The organism is Pseudarcicella hirudinis (genome assembly GCF_900115665.1).
Taxonomy (GTDB): domain Bacteria; phylum Bacteroidota; class Bacteroidia; order Cytophagales; family Spirosomataceae; genus Pseudarcicella; species Pseudarcicella hirudinis.
Window position 1 is genome coordinate 236,995 of the sequence record NZ_FOXH01000006.1, and the last position, 19,327, is coordinate 256,321.

The 19,327-nt window shown below is 40.6% G+C and carries 12 protein-coding genes; 3 read left to right on the forward strand and 9 right to left on the reverse strand.

The features are described 5' to 3' along the window. Together BM179_RS12815 and BM179_RS12820 are read left to right on the forward strand one after the other, a co-directional pair. Positions 1–3,297 carry an efflux RND transporter permease subunit gene (locus tag BM179_RS12815; protein ID WP_092017408.1) on the forward strand — a complete coding sequence of 1,099 codons (3,297 nt, stop codon included), beginning with the start codon at positions 1–3 and terminating at the stop codon, positions 3,295–3,297. Between the two features lie 110 nt (positions 3,298–3,407). Further along, entirely contained in the window at positions 3,408–4,529 is a 1,122-nt protein-coding gene (locus tag BM179_RS12820; protein WP_092017410.1) for an efflux RND transporter periplasmic adaptor subunit, read from the forward strand. Between the two features lie 171 nt (positions 4,530–4,700). Here the strand turns inward: BM179_RS12820 and BM179_RS12825 are convergent, their stop codons facing one another. The 5 genes from BM179_RS12825 to BM179_RS12845 form a co-directional block, all read right to left on the reverse strand. Further along, the gene (locus tag BM179_RS12825; protein WP_092017412.1) at positions 4,701–7,259 is read right to left on the reverse strand and encodes a TonB-dependent receptor; all 2,559 of its coding nucleotides are present in this window, start codon (positions 7,257–7,259) and stop codon (positions 4,701–4,703) included. A gap of 336 nt (positions 7,260–7,595) precedes the next feature. After that, on the reverse strand, positions 7,596–9,029 hold the full coding sequence (locus tag BM179_RS12830) for an APC family permease (protein WP_092017413.1): 1,434 nt from the start codon (positions 9,027–9,029) through the stop codon (positions 7,596–7,598). Positions 9,030–9,075: 46 nt separating this feature from the next. Beyond that, positions 9,076–10,077 carry a 4-hydroxyproline epimerase gene (locus tag BM179_RS12835; RefSeq protein WP_092017415.1) on the reverse strand — a complete coding sequence of 334 codons (1,002 nt, stop codon included), beginning with the start codon at positions 10,075–10,077 and terminating at the stop codon, positions 9,076–9,078. Positions 10,078–10,111: 34 nt separating this feature from the next. Next, a complete protein-coding gene (locus BM179_RS12840) occupies positions 10,112–11,587 on the reverse strand; it encodes an aldehyde dehydrogenase (NADP(+)) (protein WP_092017417.1) in 1,476 nt (491 codons plus the stop codon). 24 nt (positions 11,588–11,611) lie between these two features. Beyond that, entirely contained in the window at positions 11,612–12,526 is a 915-nt protein-coding gene (locus tag BM179_RS12845) for a dihydrodipicolinate synthase family protein (RefSeq protein ID WP_092017612.1), read from the reverse strand. Positions 12,527–12,958: 432 nt separating this feature from the next. Here BM179_RS12845 and BM179_RS12850 point away from each other — a divergent pair, with 432 nt between their 5' ends. Then, positions 12,959–13,855 (forward strand): AraC family transcriptional regulator, encoded by an 897-nt coding sequence (locus BM179_RS12850; RefSeq protein ID WP_092017418.1) that lies wholly within the window; start codon positions 12,959–12,961, stop codon positions 13,853–13,855. Between the two features lie 54 nt (positions 13,856–13,909). On the opposite strand, the gene BM179_RS12855 is transcribed toward BM179_RS12850, so the two are convergent. The 4 genes from BM179_RS12855 to BM179_RS12870 form a co-directional block, all read right to left on the reverse strand. Then, a complete protein-coding gene (locus BM179_RS12855; protein ID WP_092017420.1) occupies positions 13,910–15,139 on the reverse strand; it encodes a multidrug effflux MFS transporter in 1,230 nt (409 codons plus the stop codon). A 352-nt stretch (positions 15,140–15,491) separates the two neighbouring features. Beyond that, positions 15,492–15,776, reverse strand: a complete 285-nt coding sequence (locus BM179_RS12860) for an osmoprotectant transporter permease (protein ID WP_092017422.1) — start codon at positions 15,774–15,776, stop codon at positions 15,492–15,494. A 127-nt stretch (positions 15,777–15,903) separates the two neighbouring features. Continuing rightward, on the reverse strand, positions 15,904–17,154 hold the full coding sequence (locus BM179_RS12865) for an NAD(P)/FAD-dependent oxidoreductase (protein ID WP_092017424.1): 1,251 nt from the start codon (positions 17,152–17,154) through the stop codon (positions 15,904–15,906). Between the two features lie 9 nt (positions 17,155–17,163). Further along, entirely contained in the window at positions 17,164–18,888 is a 1,725-nt protein-coding gene (locus tag BM179_RS12870) for a DUF885 family protein (RefSeq protein ID WP_092017426.1), read from the reverse strand. Between the last annotated feature and the right edge of the window lie 439 nt (positions 18,889–19,327).

Sequence of the window (19,327 nt, forward strand, 5' to 3'; positions counted from 1 at the left end):
ATGAATTTAATAAGAACCGCTTTACGTAAGCCTATCACCATACTGGTATTAGTCGCAGGACTATTGTTTTTTGGAATCAATTCCATCAGAAATGTCAAGGTAGATATATTCCCTGACATGAATTTACCGGTTATTTATATTTCACATCCATTTGGGGGTTACACACCAACCCAAATGGAGTCCTTCTTCGGAAAGCAATATGTAAACCTTCTTTTATATGTTTCCGGGGTAAAAAGTATTGAAACCAAGAACATTCAGGGGCTTACACTGATGAAACTTACTTTTTATCAGGGAACCAATATGGCGCAGGCAGCTGCAGAGGTGTCGGCCTTTACCAACAGGGCACAGGCTATTTTCCCACCCGGCTCGCAACCGCCTTTTATTCTGCGGTTTGATGCGTCAACGCTGCCTGTTGGACAATTGGTATTGAGTAGTGAAACACGTTCCAATAATGAATTACTGGATTTAGCTAACGTTTATATCCGGGCATCATTTACCTCTATTCCGGGTTTGGTGGCACCGCCCCCTTTTGGAGGGAATATCCGTACCGTAGTAATCAAAGCTGATCCGGAACTGATGCGTTCGCATAACCTGACACCAGACCAGATTGTTGAAGCCATCAGGGTAAATAACCAGACATCGCCCTCCGGAAACGTAAGGATCGGAGATTATAATTACATTACTCCGGTTAACACCACGATCAAAACGATAAAGGATTTTGAAACCATTCCACTATTTAAAGGAGGCGTACAAAACCTGTACCTGAGAGATGTTGCAACTGTGGAAGATGGCGCTGACGTAACAACAAGTTATGCCCTGGTTAACGGGAAAAGATCAGTTTATCTGGCTATTACCAAATCAGCTGATGCCTCAACCTGGGAAGTAGTACAAAACCTGAAAAAAGCGTTGCCCCGTTTTCAGAGTCTATTGCCTGAAGATGTAAAACTTTCTTATGAATTTGACCAGTCGGTTTATGTAATCAATTCTGTAAAAAGTTTGTTAAGTGAAGGAGCAATAGGTGCAATTCTGACCGGACTTATGGTGTTACTGTTTTTAGGTGACCCGAGAGGAGCTTTAATTGTGATTCTGACGATTCCGACCTCTATTATTTCCGGAGTATTGTTTCTCCAGCTGACAGGCCAGACCATTAATATTATGACCCTGAGCGGACTTTCTCTGGCGATTGGTATTCTTGTCGATGAGTCCACGGTAACTATAGAAAATATTCACCAGCACCTGGATATGGGAAAACCCAAGGCTCTGGCCATCTGGGATGCCTGTAGGGAAATCGCCTTTCCTAAATTGTTGATTTTATTCTGTATTCTGGCGGTGTTTGCTCCGGCGTTTACTATGACGGGTATTCCTGGATCATTGTTCCTTCCATTGGCTTTGGCTATTGGTTTCTCAATGTTGGTATCCTTCCTGTTATCTCAGACTTTTGTTCCGATCATGGCAAACTGGATCATGAAAGAACATAAGCATAAACATTCAAAAGGAGATCAGGTTGTTTTGGAAGATAATGAGGATTTCCTGGCATCAGACCTTACTGTAGAATCTGAAAAAGATACATTCAATCAAAAGAAAATACTTGTTGAAAGAGAGGATAGTAATAACGATGGGAAAATCAGTCTTTTTGATCGATTCAGGAATCGTTTCCTGAGATTTATCAACAGAATTATTCCTTATCGTAAACCGATTGTCGTGGGGTATATTATCCTGGCGAGTGCTGCGACGGTTTTGCTGATTACGACCATTGGACGTGATGTTTTGCCAAAAACGAACGGGAGCCAGTTTCAGGTCAGACTAAGAGCAAAGGATGGTACCCGTATAGAAAGAACGGAACAGAAGTTATTACAGTCTGTCAGGATTCTGGAAAAAATAGTAGGAAAAGAGAACATTTCCATTACTTCCGCTTTTGTAGGGCAACACCCGGGTCTTTTTTCAACCAGTCCGATTTATCTGTTCATGAGTGGTCCGCAGGAAGCGGTGTTGCAGGTTCAGCTTAAAGAAGAATATGAGGTTGATCTGGAGGATCTGAAAGAGGATTTTCGTAAAAAGATGAGAGCTGAGATGCCTGATGTAAAGCTTTCTTTTGAACCGATTGAGTTGACGGACAAGATTTTGAGTCAGGGTTCCCCGACTCCGATAGAGGTTCGTATTTCGGGAAGAAATAAAAAGCTCAATGAGGAATACGCATATAAAATGATTGATAAATTAAAGCAGATCGGTTATCTGAGAGACGTTCAGTTGGGTCAGTCTAACAGATATCCTGCTGTAACGATTAACATTGATCGTACAAGAGCTTCTCAGTTGGGTGTGGATGTTACGGATATCTCGAAGTCTTTAATTACTTCAACATCTTCTTCACGTTATACAGATAAGAATGTATGGGTAGATGAAAAATCAGGGTTGAGCTACAGCGTTCAGGTACAGGTTCCTGAAAACAAGATGAAGAGCATTAACGATATAGGTGAAATTCCTTTGCTGAGAAATTCAAGCAGACCGGTTTTAGGGGATGTGGCAACGATTCAGTCTGATACAATTACAGGAGAGAATGATAACCTTGGGGCGGTGCCTGTAGTTTCTGTGACAGCAAACCTGTATAAAAAGGATCTGGGAACTGCAGCAACTGATGTGTCAGCTGCAATTAAGTCTTTGGGAGAATTACCAAGAGGTTTAACAGTTGAGCCAATCGGGTTAAGTAAGGTTCTGACAGAAACGCTGGATAGTTTACAGTCTGGTTTGCTGGTAGCGATTATTGTTATTTTCCTGATGCTTTCTGCTAATTTCCAGTCATTTAAGGTTTCGTTCGTGGTACTGACGACCATTCCTGCGGTGTTATTGGGCTCGCTGATCATGTTAAGACTTACTAATTCGACGCTTAACCTTCAGTCTTATATGGGTATCATTATGTCAGTTGGGGTATCAATTGCCAATGCCGTGTTATTAATTACCAATGCTGAGCATTTAAGAATTCATAATGGAAATGCTCTGGAATCAGCAAAAGAGGCAGCGGCACTTCGCTTGAGGCCGATTATAATGACAAGTGTGGCGATGGTAGTTGGTATGATTCCGATGGCTGCCGGATTTGGGGAAGGTGGAGATCAGGCTTCTCCGCTGGCAAGAGCGGTTATCGGTGGACTTATCGCTTCAACTTTTGCGGCACTGATCATATTACCGTTGGTTTTTGCGTGGTTCCAGGGCAAAACTTCTACAGATTCCGTTTCATTAGATCCTGAAGATATAGAGAGTAAGCACTATATTCCGACTTTGTTTGGACCTGGCGTAAAAAGCTAAAAAAATGCAGAAATGACAAATAGTGAATGGAACATTAGGAGTTTAAATAATTCATTATCTGTCATTTTCCAGAAAATATATATCATTGAAATCACTGAATATTTACCAAAATGAAATCAAATAATATCAGAACCGGAATCATTGCTCTTGGCTTTATCTCTGCCATGTTTTTGATGAATAGCTGTGGCTCTTCCGAGGCAAAAACGGAAGAAAAAACAACGCCGGAAGCACACGGTATTGAGACATTTTCTCTGGAAAAGAGTATGGTCTCATCTTCTATACAGATTCCGGGAGAGCTGATAGCGAAACAGCATGTTGATTTGTATGCCAAAGTAAACAGTTTTGTCAGAAAAATGAATGTGGATGTTGGTTCGGAAGTGAAAGAAGGACAATTACTGGTTAGTCTTGATGCACCGGAAATTTCTTCTCAGCTGGCCGGAGCTTCTTCCAGACTGAAATCTCAGGAGGCTTTGTATATTGCCAGTAAAGCCAACTACGACCGTCTTTTTCAAACAAGCCAGACCCCGGGTACAATTTCTCCGAATGACCTGGATCAGGCTGCTGCCAGAAAGAATGCAGATCTGGCACAGCTGGAAGCGGCTAAAGCAAGCTATAAAGAAATAGCAGATACCAAAAACTACCTGGAAATCAGAGCACCCTTCAGTGGAATTATAACTGCCCGTAACATTAGCTCGGGAGCCTATGTGGGGCCATCCGGAAAAGGATCAGAATTTCCGTTGTTTACGTTGCAGGAGCAAAAAAGACTTCGTTTAATTGTTTCCATTCCTGAAGTTTATACCTCTTATCTGAATGATAAAAGTGAAGTAAAATTTACGGTGAAAGCACTTCCGAGTGAGGAATTTAAGGCAAATATCAAACGTCTTGCCGGAGCATTGGATACCCGTTTGCGTTCGGAAAGAATTGAAATGGATATTGATAATAGTCGCAAAAAACTTTTACCGGGGATGATTGCCGAAGTAAAAGTTAACCTGCCTGCTACAGACAGTACTTTTTTTGTGCCAAAAGCTGCTGTTGCCAATACCCCGGAGCGAATTTTTGTAATCAGAGTTACTCAGGATGGAAAAGCTGAATGGATCGATGTAAAGAAAGGACGTGAAACGGACGGGAAAATCGAAATTTTTGGTGACCTTAAACCAGGGGATAAACTGGTTAAAATTGCCAGCGAGGAAGTCCGTAACGGGGATCCGGTTAAATTAATTATCCATAAATAGTAAATTCCACTTCAATAATTATACTTAAAACTTCCCTTCATTCCTGATTTTCACAGGAATGAAGGTTTTTTTTGAGAGGTCTGTCGTACCCGTAACTCAAGAATACTACGAACAAGACTGGAAGTGGTCTGTGTGCCACAAGACCACGGTGAGTTTTAGGAAAAATTTGTCTTAAAGTCCATCCAGCGTTAATGTCAGATAGTAGAAACCACCGATAGATGGGCCTGCCAGGAAGTTGAAATAATACTTATTTAATAAATTTGTTCCTCCGAGTTTAACATCAAGTTTTTGTTTCGGAAAAGCATAGCTTATTTGCCCGTCAAGACTTGAATAAGCCGGAACGTTTCCTGTGGCAAGAGAAGATTGCCATAAAAAAGTATCCTGCCATTTTAAATTCAGGTTAAAACCTAAATGATCAGTCAGTTTTCTGTTTCCTATCCCGACATTAAGAATCCATTGAGGAGTATTAAACGCTTCTTCCAGACCGTCATTTGAATCTTTTCTGTCTAATTTGGCAAATGAAGCATTTCCTGACAATATAAAATTATCAACCGCTCTGAAACGTAATCCCAAACTGGCTCCGTAATTGTAAACAGTGGTTTTGGAGTTAGTCCACAAGCGATAACGGTCCTGCGTGTTTTTATCGTTGAGATAAATAGCAATGGAATCAGGGTTAATAGTTTTTGATTTAGGAATTGAAACTTCCACCTGAGCCATAAAGTTCTGATAATGATTGTAATAAAAATCAGCATCAACGAACAGCCTTTTGTCAAGCCAGTTTCCTTTGTATCCTATCTCAAAACTATTAACCTGTTCCGGTTTGAGGTAAGTGTAATCGTTTTTCTTTAACAGTCCTTTATTAGCTGTAATAGCCTGAGCAGTGGTAAGCCCTTTTGTATTTACATCAGCAGTAACAGCCGTCTGGAAAGCATCTACTGAAGTTTTGAAATATGAGTTTTCAAAAATCCCCTGTGACATAATAGGAAGTCCTCCCACACGTTTGACCCCGCCGCTGTTTACGTTAGAGAAAGCTTCAAAAAGACTTGGGAAGCGATATCCGTTTTGGTAAGAAATCCTGAAATTATGGTCATTTTGAGGAGTGTAAACCAACGCAATTCTCGGATTCCAGCGAAGGTCAAAATATTCATTCTTGTCAGCTCTGAGAGATCCCTGGAGTTTGACCTTTTCTTCAAAGAATGTTTTGGAAACCTGTAAAAAAGCACCGTATTTGTAATAGTTGAGATTTTTGCCGGCTTCAACCGGGTTGATGAAATAGTTTCCGTCCGGATAAACTTCGTAATTTCTGTAATCAAAACCTGTCATTAACTGAATCCCAGATTTTTCTTTGAAGGTTTTCAGTAAATCCTGTGTCAGATCCAGCTGTCCCTCAAGATGGTACATCCAGGATTTCACTCTTAAAGCTGCTCCGGCATCCCAGTTATTTATATCTCCTAATTTGTCAATCAATGCATCAAACTGGGCTGTATGGGGTTGAGGTCTTCCTGCATCTGCTTTGTTTCTTGCCTGAGTGAGGGCATCTGTTACGCTGCTTCCTGCCTGCACACTGCTGTTGAATTGGGCAGAAAAATCCTTAAACCATTGGTCATCAGATTTAAATGTACGATCAATGTTTTCACCCATTGAGCGAATATTGTAAGACTTTCCGGTGTTTTCACTGGTTGTGTACGCACGAATCTGGATAGAAGGAGATTTGATAAAAAGGCTGTGCTGGTCAATTCTGTAATCATTTAAACGAAAACGGTTTGTCCGCTGATAGATGTTATCCAGGATTCCGAAGCGATAAGTATAAGCAATTTCCAGATTTTGAACTGGTTTATAATGAAAAGAGAAATCCCCCTTCATATTTCTCAGGGAAAAATCTGCTAAGTCTTTTTCGTAGTAACCGGTTCTGGCCACCGAATAGCGTTTGCCTCCTAAAGTAAGCGTTTTCCGGTTGGAAGATTCATTTCCATAAGAGTTGACAGGATCTGAAGCCGGATTATCTGCTCCCAGTAAATTTAAGGAGGCATTTCCATTTGGGTTAAGATCCGTTGTGTTATCTGCAATCCAGTCGTAGCCTGTCAGATAATCAAAATTGATTTTAATGGCAAATCTATTATTCCAGGCTTTTGCCCAGCGGATACTGCTTTCGCTAAAAGGATGAGCAGAGGCGTTCTGATCGCTCAAATGGTTAACACCTGTTTTCTGTTGAAAACTAAATCCCTGATAATCAAATGGGTTTTTGCTGAAAAGGTTAAGCATGCCATTTAAAGAATTCATTCCGTAAAGCGCAGAGGCTGTTCCCGGAATGATCTCCGCCTGATAAATGTCTAGGTCAGTCGGAGCAAGGGCACTACCGATCGGAGCACCGATATGAGGAGCCTGATTGTCGATTCCGTCTACCAACTGAACAAAACGGACGTTGGTAGGATTGGCAAATCCACGAGTGTTATACACCTTAAATCCCAGACTTGATGTAAGTAACTGAATGCCTTTTATATTTTCAATCGCATCAAAATAGCTTGGCGCAGGAGATTGTTTGATGTGTTTAGCGTCCAGTAATTCTATACTTACAGGAGATTTCAGAATGCTTTCCGGAGTTCTTGAAGCAGTTACCACCACTTCCGAAAGTCGGATTACGCTGTCCTTTTCAACGGTACTTTGTTTTTGTGCAAAATCTGAATAAGAAATTACGAGTAACCCCAATATTAATAGTAATGTTTTTTTCATATAGCGATATATTTTTTTAGATATAACGATGCCCGTATTTTATCCTGCCCAGTATGAACAGAGTTTGAGTGTTTTCAGCAGGGGGAGGGAAAATGTACTGGTATAAGGATAATTGGGGGAGCAATCCTTGTTGTATTAAAATACGTTTCCGTTATTTTCACAAAGATATAACGCTAAAGGCAAATTTCTAAATTATTCAGTTGATAACTTCGAAACAAAAAAGGTCAGGGAAAGGAGCAGAAGAGAGTAAGATGAAGTGCAATATCTGCTGATTCCCTGACAATGAAGAGAAAACGATTCTTGCTGACAGCCAGAAAAGTTCTGAATGATCAGATCCTAAAGAATAGTTTCCTGAACAGATTGTGTCTTTTTACGAAGAATAAAATAGTAAACCGGAATGCCTAAGAGTACAATGCCAAGTCCGGGCCAGGTAAATGAAGGTTTATAAATCAGTAAAAGAACACAGATAAGTGAAGCTGAAATAATGTAAAGTGCAGGAATAAGCGGGTAACCGAATGCTTTGTACGGGCGATGGATTTCCGGTTTATTTTTTCTCAGCCTGAATATGCCGAAGATGGTCAGAATATAAAAAATCAGGACGACGAAAATTACATAATCAAGCAACTCGCCATAGCGTCCGCTGAGGCATAGGACTGATGCCCAGATGCATTGAATCCAGAGCCCTTTTTCCGGTACGGCATTTTTATTCAGTCTGGCCACTTTTTCGAAGAATAAGCCATCTTTTGCCATCGTGTAATAAACTCTGGCTCCGGAAAGAATCAATCCGTTATTGCAGCCGAATGTTGAAATCATCAGGAAAATGGCTACAATAACTGTTCCCGCATTTCCGAAAATATGCTGGGATGCAACTACCCCAACCCGGTCGTTTTCAGCAAAAGCAATTTCTTTCAAAGGCAGGATACTCAGATACATGATATTGGTAAACAAATAGATTCCTGTAACAATTAATGTTCCCAGAAACAGGCTAAGCCCGATATTTCTTTCCGGATTTTTAATTTCCCCGGCAATAAATGTTACATTATTCCAGGAATCGCTGCTGAATAAACTGCCAACCATACTGGCTGCAACAGCACCCATTATCGCCATTCCTGAATAGGGGATAAGAGCTGTTCCGTCGAATTGACTGATGGAGAAACCTGTTTCCCAGTTGCTATGCCAGATTTCATGATTTGCAGAACCAATCAGCCCAAAAATAATCAGCCCGAATAATGCAAGCAATTTGGTTACGGTAAAAACGGTTTGAATAACTTTGCCGTTTCTGACGCCTTTTGTATTGATGAATGTTAAAAATACGATAAGCAGAATAGACGTAATCTGGGCTGCTGAAATTTTGAGGGAGAAGACTTCAAAAAGAATATTTTTCTCACTTAAAAAAGGAAAGAGATAAGCCGAAAATTTACTGAATGCCACACCTACAGCGGCAATAGAACCTGTTTGGATGACTGCAAAGAAACTCCAGCCATAAAGGAATCCGGTTAAAGGATTAAAAGCTTCTTTCAGATACACATATTGTCCTCCGGCTTTTGGGAACATGCCGCTCAGTTCACCATAACTAAGCGCAGCAGCAACGGTAAGTAAACCCGTCACAAGCCAGATCAGGAGTAATCCACCTGCAGAACCTACATTACGGGTGATATCAGCACTGACCAGAAATATTCCGGAACCTATCATGGAACCTGCCACAATCATGGTAGCATCAAACAATCTGAATGAACGCTTAAAAGTATCTGGTTGTGGCGCTGTTCTCATGTAGGTGAATTAGTTGTTTTTCCTGAAAATGATTGAATGCAATTATTTACAAAACCTGAAAACCAAAGGCATAGGGGTCGTCATCCGGATCAATACTGATGGTGTTATATCCATAGATTCTTGCCCAGCCTTCAATACTTGGTCTTATGGCAGGTTTTCCACCGACTGAGGTTTCTTCCTCGATCCGGCCGATAAACTTAGACCCGATGATACTTTCATGGATAAATTCGTCACCTTTTTTCAACTTGCCTTTTGCATACCATTGTGCCATACGGGCAGAAGTTCCGGTTCCGCAGGGAGAACGATCTATCGCCTTATCTCCGTAAAACACTGCATTTCTTGCGGTTGAGGTCTTATCCAGTACATCGCCTGTCCAAAGAATATGAGAACAGCCATTGATGGTAGGGTTATCAGGATGAATGAAGGTAAAGAGATTGTTAATCCTCCGACGCAATTCCCGACTCCAGCTGATCAGCTGATCTGCGGTGTAGTGTTGTATTCCTTTAAAATTTTCCTGCACATCTACAATGGCGTAAAAATTTCCTCCGTAAGAAACATCTAGGGTCAATTCCCCTAAATCGGGGCATTCTACACGCAGGTTTTCGGCCGCCAGAAAAGAAGGAACATTGGTAAGTTTAACGCTTTTTACCTTTTTGTCTTCCTGCTTATAGCTTATTGAAACGAGCCCTGCCGGCGCTTCCATTTTTACAATTCCCTGAGTTTTAGGCAAAATCAAACCTTCTTCAATGGCAATGGTGATCGTCCCGATTGTGCCATGCCCGCACATAGGCAGGCATCCGCTTGTTTCAATGAATAAAACGGCCACATCGTTTTCAGGATCATGAGGCGGGTAAAGAATGCTTCCCGACATCATATCATGCCCGCGAGGTTCAAACATAAGACCTTTCCGGATCCAGTCATATTCTTTCAGAAAATGCTGACGTTTGTCACTCATCGTATTTCCTGATAAATTAGGTCCGCCACCGGCTACCAGTCTGACCGGATTTCCGCAGGTATGTGCATCTATGCAAAAGAATGTTTTTTTCAAGTTTTTTCGATTTAGGACAATGTTACACGTAATCTCAGATTGTCTTTTGTGTAAACTTGTTATCAATGATTCTCCAGATTCCTAATGGATTTTCATTTTTTAAGGCATCCGGCAGCATATTGTTACGGAATCCCTGAAAGCAAACGGGTCTTACCCAGCGTTTGATAGATGAAGAACCAACGGAAGTAAACTTTTCATCTGAAGTAGAAGGGTAGCCACCGCCATGTACCATGCTGGCACATACTTCAACTCCGGTTGGAGCAGCGTTTAAGATTACCCTTCCTGCTAATGAAGTTTGTAATTCAATAATATCCGCATGCAGATCAAAATCCTGATCTGTACCCATGATGGTTGCCGTAAGTTGTCCTTTCAGGCTTTTTAAGGCACTTTTTAGCTCATTCAGGTCTTCACATTCAACAATAAGCGCATAAGGACCAAAGATTTCCTCACTTAATCCCGGATTTTTGAGAAAAGATTCAGCCTTAACTTTAGCAATTATGGCTTCAGGTTTCATCTCTTCTGTAAATTTTTCAGAATCGCTTAGAAAAGAAACTTCTTGCTGAGTACCTAAATGCTGCAAAAGCTTTTCATAAGCCTGTGCAATTCCTTCATGAAGCATTTTGTGTTTGCTGATGAGTTTCAGCTCTTCCAGTAAAAGCAAGATAAACTGATTCAGATTTTCTCCTTTTAAAGCAAAGAACAGACCGGGTTTGGTACAAAACTGACCCATACCCAGCGTAACGGAACCTGCAAAAGTTTTTGCCAGCGAGGTTGTATTGCTGCCTAAAGTTTCCGGTAAAAGCACAACCGGGTTGATACTGCTCATTTCGGCATAAACCGGAACAGGGATTTCTCTTTGGCGGGCATATTCAATTAATGCTTTTCCGCCTGCCTGCGAACCGGTAAAGGCGACAGCCGTACTAAGCGGGTGCATTACCAATGCTTTTCCGGTTTCATGAGAGTCACCGGGAACATGCTGAACAGTATTTTCAGGAATTTCACACTTTTTTATGGCAATCTGAATAGCCTCAAAAACCATTTCAGAAGTTTTTGCATGAGCAGGATGTCCCTTTATTACCACCGTTGAACCGGAAGCCAGCGCACTGGCTGTATCTCCTCCCGCCGTTGAAAAAGCAAAAGGAAAATTGCTTGCCCCGAAAACAATTACAGGACCAAGCGGCACCAGCATTTTGCGGGTATCCGGTTTTGCCGGAACTCTTTCAGCATCCGGAAGATCTATTACCGCTTCCACCCAGCTACCTTCCTTTATCAGATTGGCGAACATTTTCAGTTGTCCTGTTGTCCTGCCAATCTCTCCGTTCAATCGGGGAAGAGGTAAATTCGTTTCAAGATTTGCCAGATTAACAAGGGCTTCCCGTTTGTTTTCAATTTCTTCGGCAATTGTCTCAAGAAAAACAGCCCTTTTGCCGGCAGAAACCCGGCTGTATTTTTCGAAAGCCAACCTGGCATTCGACATTATTTCAGGAATTGCTGAGATTGTATCTGACATGTGTACTATTTTTAAAACAAGTCCTTAAACAACAATGGAATGATATTCTGGAAGAACAGGTCTTTTGGCAATTGCTCCGTCGATCAGGCTGATAAGCCTTTCCCGTTCTTCACCGATTAAAGTAAGTCTCGGAGCTCTGACAGCCTCGCTTCCTACACCGGCTCTTTCTTCAGCTAATTTGATGTATTGAACAAGTTTTGGATGGATATCCAGTTCCAGAAGCGGCATAAACCAGCGGTAAATTTCAAGTGCTTCGGCTAATCTTCCGGTTTTAGTCAGTTTATAAATAGCAACTGTTTCTGCCGGAAAAGCACAAACCAGACCTGCCACCCAGCCGTCAGCACCCATCAGCAATTGTTCCATCGCAATGGTATCTACTCCGCAAAGAATCTTGAATCTGTCTCCGAAAAGGTTTCTCATTCTGGTGACATTGGTAAGATCACGGGTTGATTCTTTCACCGCCTGAATATTCTCCAGGTCTGCCAGTTCAGCAAACATTTCAAGAGTAACCTCAATTTTATAATCGACAGGATTGTTGTAAATCATAATAGGCAGACTGGTAGATTTGGCAGTTGCTCTGAAATACTCAACCGTTTCACGATGGTCTGATTTATAACGCATCGGAGGAAGCATCATGAGTCCTTTTGCACCCCATTCTTCTGCCAGACGAGCCAATTCTATGGCATCTCTTGTAGCACCTTCGGCAATATTGAGAATGACAGGAACTTTTCCGGCTACCTTTTCCACGGCAAATTTTACAAGCGTCCCTTTTTCTTCCAGACTTAATACGCTTGATTCACCTAAGGTTCCGCCCAGAATAATTCCGTTTACTCCGGCATCTAATTGAAACTGAAGATTTTTCTCGAATAAAGGAAAATCCAACTGATCGTCTTCTCCAAATTTTGTTGTGACTGCGGGAAATACCCCTTTCCAATCTATAGCCATAAAATTTATTTGTTTTTTCTCAAAATTACTGATTGAATGACAAGAACGACTTACCATTTTTAATCAATCCTGAGAGGATTTTAACCTGTTTCTGAATAAGATAGGAATAGGGTGAAATTTTAAGCTGAAACGTGGTATTTCATGAAGATGATTTTGGAAGATTAACCTGAATAATGCCTGAAATCTATCAGATCAGCGATTTATAATAAAGATTGCTCTGAAAAGAAGGATGTATTGATATAAAGAATAGCCAGGGAAAAGGGCGATACCTAGCAGGAAATTAATTTGATATAGTCAGATATTAACACATAATTGAAATATGTAAAAGCTTTATTGTTAATATCGGGTTAATTTTTTATTTTCAATTCAGCAAAGGTTTGAGGCTTAGGTTTTTGATTAAATAGATAAATTATATTCCGAAAGACAATGAAAGTACTTCAATTCACCATTCCTGTTCCTCATGACAAGACTATCATTGTTCAGAAGGATATTCTGCCGTACTTTTATCCGCATTTGCACAGACATGAGGAAATTCAGATCACCTGGATTCAGACAGGAGAAGGAACTTTGATTGCAGATAATAATATGCATTCTTTTCAGTCGAACGAAATATTCTGGCTTGGGGCCAATCAGCCCCATATTTTTAAAAGTGCCCCCGAATATTTTTCTCCGAAAAGTAAAAAAAGGGTAATCGCAACGGTAATTTTTTTTAATCCTAACGGACAGCTTGCTTCATTTTTCAGTTTGCCTGAAATGGGGAGCATTAAGAGATTTTTGCAGCAACATACCAACGGTTTCAAAATCCCGCAGGAGAATGTGACTGAAATTGCCAATAAAATGCTTCAGATTAAGAATAGTAAGGCAGGAGTGGAGCAACTGATGTATTTTGTGGAGTTATTGAGAATAGTTGGAGAAATGCCTTTGCTTACACCGCTCTCAACAGGTGCCCAGCCACAGAAATTCAGTGAATATGAAGGGTTGAGAATGAGTAATATTTACAATTACATTATGCAGGAGTATGAAAAACCAATTACTTTAGAAGATGCTGCCAATATTGCACATATGACTCCCCATGCTTTTTGCAGGTATTTTAAGAAACATACCCGGCATACATTTCTTTCTTTTCTGAACGAAATCCGGATCAATGAAGCCTGTAAGAAATTAACGAATAGTACACATACAGGAATTGCCACAGTAGCTTACAGTTGCGGATTTAACAGCATTACCAATTTTAACAGAATCTTTAAAAGGGTAACCGGGAAATCCCCGAGTGAATACCTTGATAGTTACTTTAAAAATGTTGACGACCAGATGGTAGCCTGATGTGCTAAAAAGCGGATATTTTCTCAGATCGGAAAGTATCCGCTTTTTTCAATATTAATGCATTAATCCTGCCTCAACAGATTCTTTTACCTCAACCCGTTCTTTGATCGTACGTTTTCCCAGCATATAGACCAATGAGGCCAGAACAGCTGAACCAGCCATTGCTGAAACCATCGGAACTGTTGAAGAAACATCAAAAGCACTGATTATCACAGAAATAAGCGATCCCATTCCCATTTGTAAAGCACCCATTAATGCCGAAGCACTTCCCGCATTTTTAGAGAAAGGAGCAAGGGAAAGTGCCGCTGTATTCGGATTTGCCAGTCCGATACAAGAAAGGAAAAAGAACAGAAATGTAATGGTTAGTCCGAGGTTCAGCCAGCCATTAACGGAGGCCAGAAAAAATATTGCACCAATGATTACGAGTCCGGTCAGCGCAGCAGGAATAATCTGTTCGCTTCTGAACTTCCTGAGTAAGAGACTGTTTACCTGATTTGAGCCGATAAATCCAATGGACAGGAAGGCAAAGATCCAGCTGTAAACTTTCTCATCTACCTTGAAAACCGTCATAAAAATTACGGGAGAGCCTGAAACATAAGCAAATAGTCCGGCAAATGCGATTGCACCGGTAAATGCGTAAGTATAGAACTGCGGTTCTTTGATAACAGAAAGGAAATCGTTAATAATTGGCCTTGGTTTCAGGGAATGTGAAGGGTCCGGTTTATAACTGTCGGGCAGCCAAAGTAAGGTAGCAATCAATAAAACACTTCCGATTGCAGTCAGAACAATAAAAACGGCATGCCATCCGAATGCCGCTGTAACGTAACCTCCCACCGTCGGAGCAACCATCGGAGAGACTCCGAGTACAAGTATAAGCAAGGCAAAAACTTTAGCACTGTCTTTCACCGGAAAAAGATCACGGACCATTGCTACTGAAGCAACGGTTGCGGCACAGCTCCCGATTGCCTGAACAAACCGAAGAATAATCAGACTGTCGATGTCTTTAATCATTACACAACCTATTGAAGCAATGATATAAAGTGCCAGTCCGAAATAGAGCGGTTTTTTTCTGCCGAAATGGTCCAGTAACGGCCCGTATAAAAGTTGTCCTGCCGAAATTCCTATGAAAAAACCGGATAAAGTAAGGGCAACTTTGGCGGCACTTGTATTCAGATCTTTGGCAATGGCCGGAAAACCCGGGAGATACATATCAATTGAAAATGGAGCAAGGGCTGTTAAACTTCCCAGTATCAGAATTAAGGAAAAGTAAGTTTTTTTAGTCATAATGTTAAAATTTATTGAGCGTTTTCTCTCCGGATCCGATTAAAAATTTCCATTTTAAAGCAGCACTGGCTACTTCAAAAGCATTATAAACCTCATTTATTTGAGAAAACAGGAAGATTCAGCAAAGGGAAATTAAGTTTCTAAGCTAAAGAATCGGGCGGGCTGTATTGCTCAGTATCTGAAGCCTGGATTCTTTCGGTGAAGATTATCACATTACACAATCTGTTAATTGCATTGAGAGGAAAAAGGTTCCGTTCTGATGGAAACATAAAACAGAAATACGGATATTCTCAAAACCGTAGCAAAGATATGATTTTTCCGTGATTTTATCTTTTAATATTTAATAATACTGTTAATGCCAGTTGGGATTCATGATGATTAATAAAAGAAAGAAGACACCGGATAAAACACCGGGAATGGCAAAAATCAGAAGAAGCCCCTGAGCCAGGCGTAAACGATTGTTCTTTTTCAACAGCAGACTTCCGTATAATAAACCTCCGGTAATAGCTATGATAGCTAGCCAAAGCCCGATGTTAAAAGAAGAAACCGAACCATCAGCCAGGCCGATCAGAAAAAAATAATAGAAAATAAGAGAGAGAATGGCATCAATTCCCCATAAAATCCAGAAAAACGTCATGTCCCAGTCACTTAATGATGAAATTAAAGGTACAAAGCTTTCTCTGAAAAGAGTTGATTTATACAGATAACTTATTGAACGTTATGTTTTTATGAATTTTACAGGGGAAAGATCATATGGGTACAGACTATCCGAAGCGTTCTGCCTCGAAGGCGGAAATATCTATGCTGGTTTGTTTTTCACTGATTAACTCTTCTACCAGCTTTCCTGTTCCTGCCCCCAGACTAAGCCCCATCATAGAATGACCTGTTGCTACGATAACATTTTTGTGTTTTCTGGTTCTTCCGATATAAGGTAAGCCATCTGCAGAACAAGGTCTGTAGCCATACCAGATCTGGTCGTTGGAAGGACGGGAAATGTCAAATTCAGGCAGAAAATTTTTCACAGATTTCAGAATCCCTTCAACTCTGTTGTATTGTGGCGGTGTTTTGGTTGAAACAACCTCCATCGTTCCACCCATTCTGATCTTATTTCCATTCATGGGCGTAAGTGCAACTCTTCCTTCTGCCAGAATGATAGGATGATTCACTTTATAGGGAGAATCTTCCAGGGTAATAGAATAACCTCTCCCCGGCATTAAAGGAATATCAGCACCAAGCATATTGGTTAATTCCCGGCTCCATGAACCAGCTGAAATTACTACGGAATCGACCTCATAGGATTCTTTATTGGTTATAATCCTGCTGATTTGATTATTCTGGCTTTCAAATTTCAGCACTTCTTCGTTAGCATTAAGATTTACGCCGTTTTCAAGAAGATGCGCCAGTAAAACTTTCATCAGTTGATTTGGATAAAGATGGGCATCGCATTTGAAGAATAAGGCTCCCAGTGCATTGATTCTGGTTTGAGGCTCAAGGGCTTGCAATTCCTCAAAATTCAACAAACTGACATCCAATCCTAATTCCTGTGCTTTTTCTACCGTATGGTGCGCATGCTCTCCTACAGCGTGCGTCTGAAAAACTTCCAGCATTCCTTTGTGTTCATAAGAGAAATCAAATCCCGGGAGTTTTGCCCATTTTTCAAATTCCTGCTGACTAAGCAAAGAAATGTCACGGAGCGGAACAGCACCTTTTTCAACATTCTGTGCATTCGCACTTTTCATAAAATTCCATCCCCAGTTGATCAGTGATGCATTGAGAGAAGGTTTTACATAAAACGGACTTTTGGAATTAAACATCCATTTTATCCCTTGCCAGACAATTCCCGGTGCGGCAAGAGGTACAAAATGACTTGGGCAGACATAACCCGCATTACCATATGAGCAGTTGTCGGAAAAGTCAGCTTTATCCAATACAGTCACCTTATAACCAGCCTGTTGTAGATAATAAGCGGCACTTAGTCCAATGATTCCCCCTCCGATTACTGCAATGTGTTTCATAAATTCTGATTATTTTAGTTTGTAAAATCGCCAGTTCGATTTAAAGTCTTTAGGCAATGGCTGATTGGTCAGAATGGCTCTGACCATTTCTATCGGTAACATATTTTGCTGCATAAAGCCATCATGAAACTGTTTGTACGTCATTTTCTTTGTATCAACCAATTCATTTTTCATGGCACGAATCTGTAATCCGCCAATCATATAGGCAATCTGGTACAATGGATCATATCCTCCGACAAAAGACCTTCTTACTTCACCTTCTGCATTGGCAGGTTCATGTCCTACCCGGTTAATGAGGAAATCAATACATTCCCGGGGAGTCCATTTTCCGGTGTGATAATTAAGTGAAAATATGATTCTGGCACATCGGTGCATTCTCCAGAAGAGCATTCCTACCCGGTCTTCTGCCGATCTCGGGAAATTCAGATCATAAAGTAACATTTCCCAGTATAAAGCCCATCCTTCAATCCAGAAAGGTGTTTCGAAATGGCGATAATTTTTGTAACGATAAGTCATAAATTCCTGCAAAGCATGTCCCGGAATCAGTTCATGATGAACCGTTGCTCTTGAAAAATGAGGATTGTTCCCTCTCATACTCATGAGTTTCTGTTCCTCCGTCATGGTGTTTGTAGGATATGAAACGCTGAATTCTTCTCCGCCCGTGAAAAAAGGGTTTACCAATTGTCTTTCGGGAGTCATCATAATCATTCTCCAGGTTTCTTCTGCAAGCGGGGGAATGGTAATCAGGTCGTTTTTATTAAGGAAATCAATAGATTCCTGATAGATTTTCACCATAGCATCCGGCTGTTGCGATGGCAAAACATAAAGATTTTTTAATTTCTCCAGAGCTGCTTTCCAATTATTCCCTAATCCCATTTCCTTGCTGGCCTTCAGCATTTCTGCATCACACCAGGCAAACTCTTTGTTCGCTATGTCAACCAGTTCCTCAGGTGTATAAGGAATCATCTCGAATTGTAATCTTCGGTTCAGTTCATCTCTTCCGATAGGATTTCCGATGATACCGCTTCCGTCATCTTTCTGAATTTTAAGATTTTTTCCGCTCTTTTTGAAAGTTGCAGCATAATCATTGAGCAGACTATCCAGTCTGGCATAAGGTTTCGGAATCCACCAGGTAAATTGCGGATCATAACCATTGTAAAACTCATAAACTGATTTCAGGGCGTCGATCAATCCTCTGGCCGTATTTTCTCCTCTGATGGCGAGGTCTTTACTCATGAGGCTGTCTAGTTTTAACTGCTTTTTCAGGGCCATTAACTGTTTGCTGATATCGCTGAACTGTAAAGCAATTGCTCTTGAATCCGGGACGTTTCCACGTCTTCTTGCTTTTTCAATCTGATAAACCGAATCTGCAAAAGGAAACCAGGTTTTCAGCTGATTGTATTCTTTTTCTTCCAGATCCAACTGGTATAACGCTTCTTTTAAATTTCGGTTAAACAGAATATAATCAACCTTTGAACCGGTATTCAGAGAATTAAAATTAATTTTTGACAACCTTAACTCATAATCTTTAACAAGTGTTTTGAGTCTCTCTCTGCGCTCCGGAGCATTTTCTACGAAATAAAACCTCGACAAGCTTCCCTGATCGGCCTGATAATTCAGCAAAAGGTCTGTCAGTTGCGGGTTGGGCTGATCTGTCTCTTTAAAATTCCCCTGACCCATTACCAGTGTTTTGCACAGGAATGCAAAAAAGAAAAGAAGTATTGTTTTATTCATTTTTTCAGGCTTTTGCTAAGAAATGATCTGCGTAATATTTCCTCCAAAAGAGAAAAATACAATTGTAAAATTAAGTTATCATTATCCGGCCGGATGTTTACATTTTACCAGATAATTATTCAATATTAACCTGATTGGCAATCCGCATTTTAATGAAAACCACATGGGAGACTTTCATGACCTGAAAAATGTAAAAAGAGAAGCTTTCCGGTTCAGGTAAAAAGGCCGGGAATATCAGGAATTTCTGCGATTACATAAGAATCATTCAAAAATTTATTGTTTTTAGAGTATTTTATATTGTGAGGCTACTTTAGGTTAAAAGGCTTTTAAATATGAAAGTCTTTCAAAAACAATGTAAAACCTCTTTAAATACTGCTCCCTGCAAGACATAGCAAGCCCGAGAGTACAAGTCTTAATATGTTTTTGTAAGGTAAATACG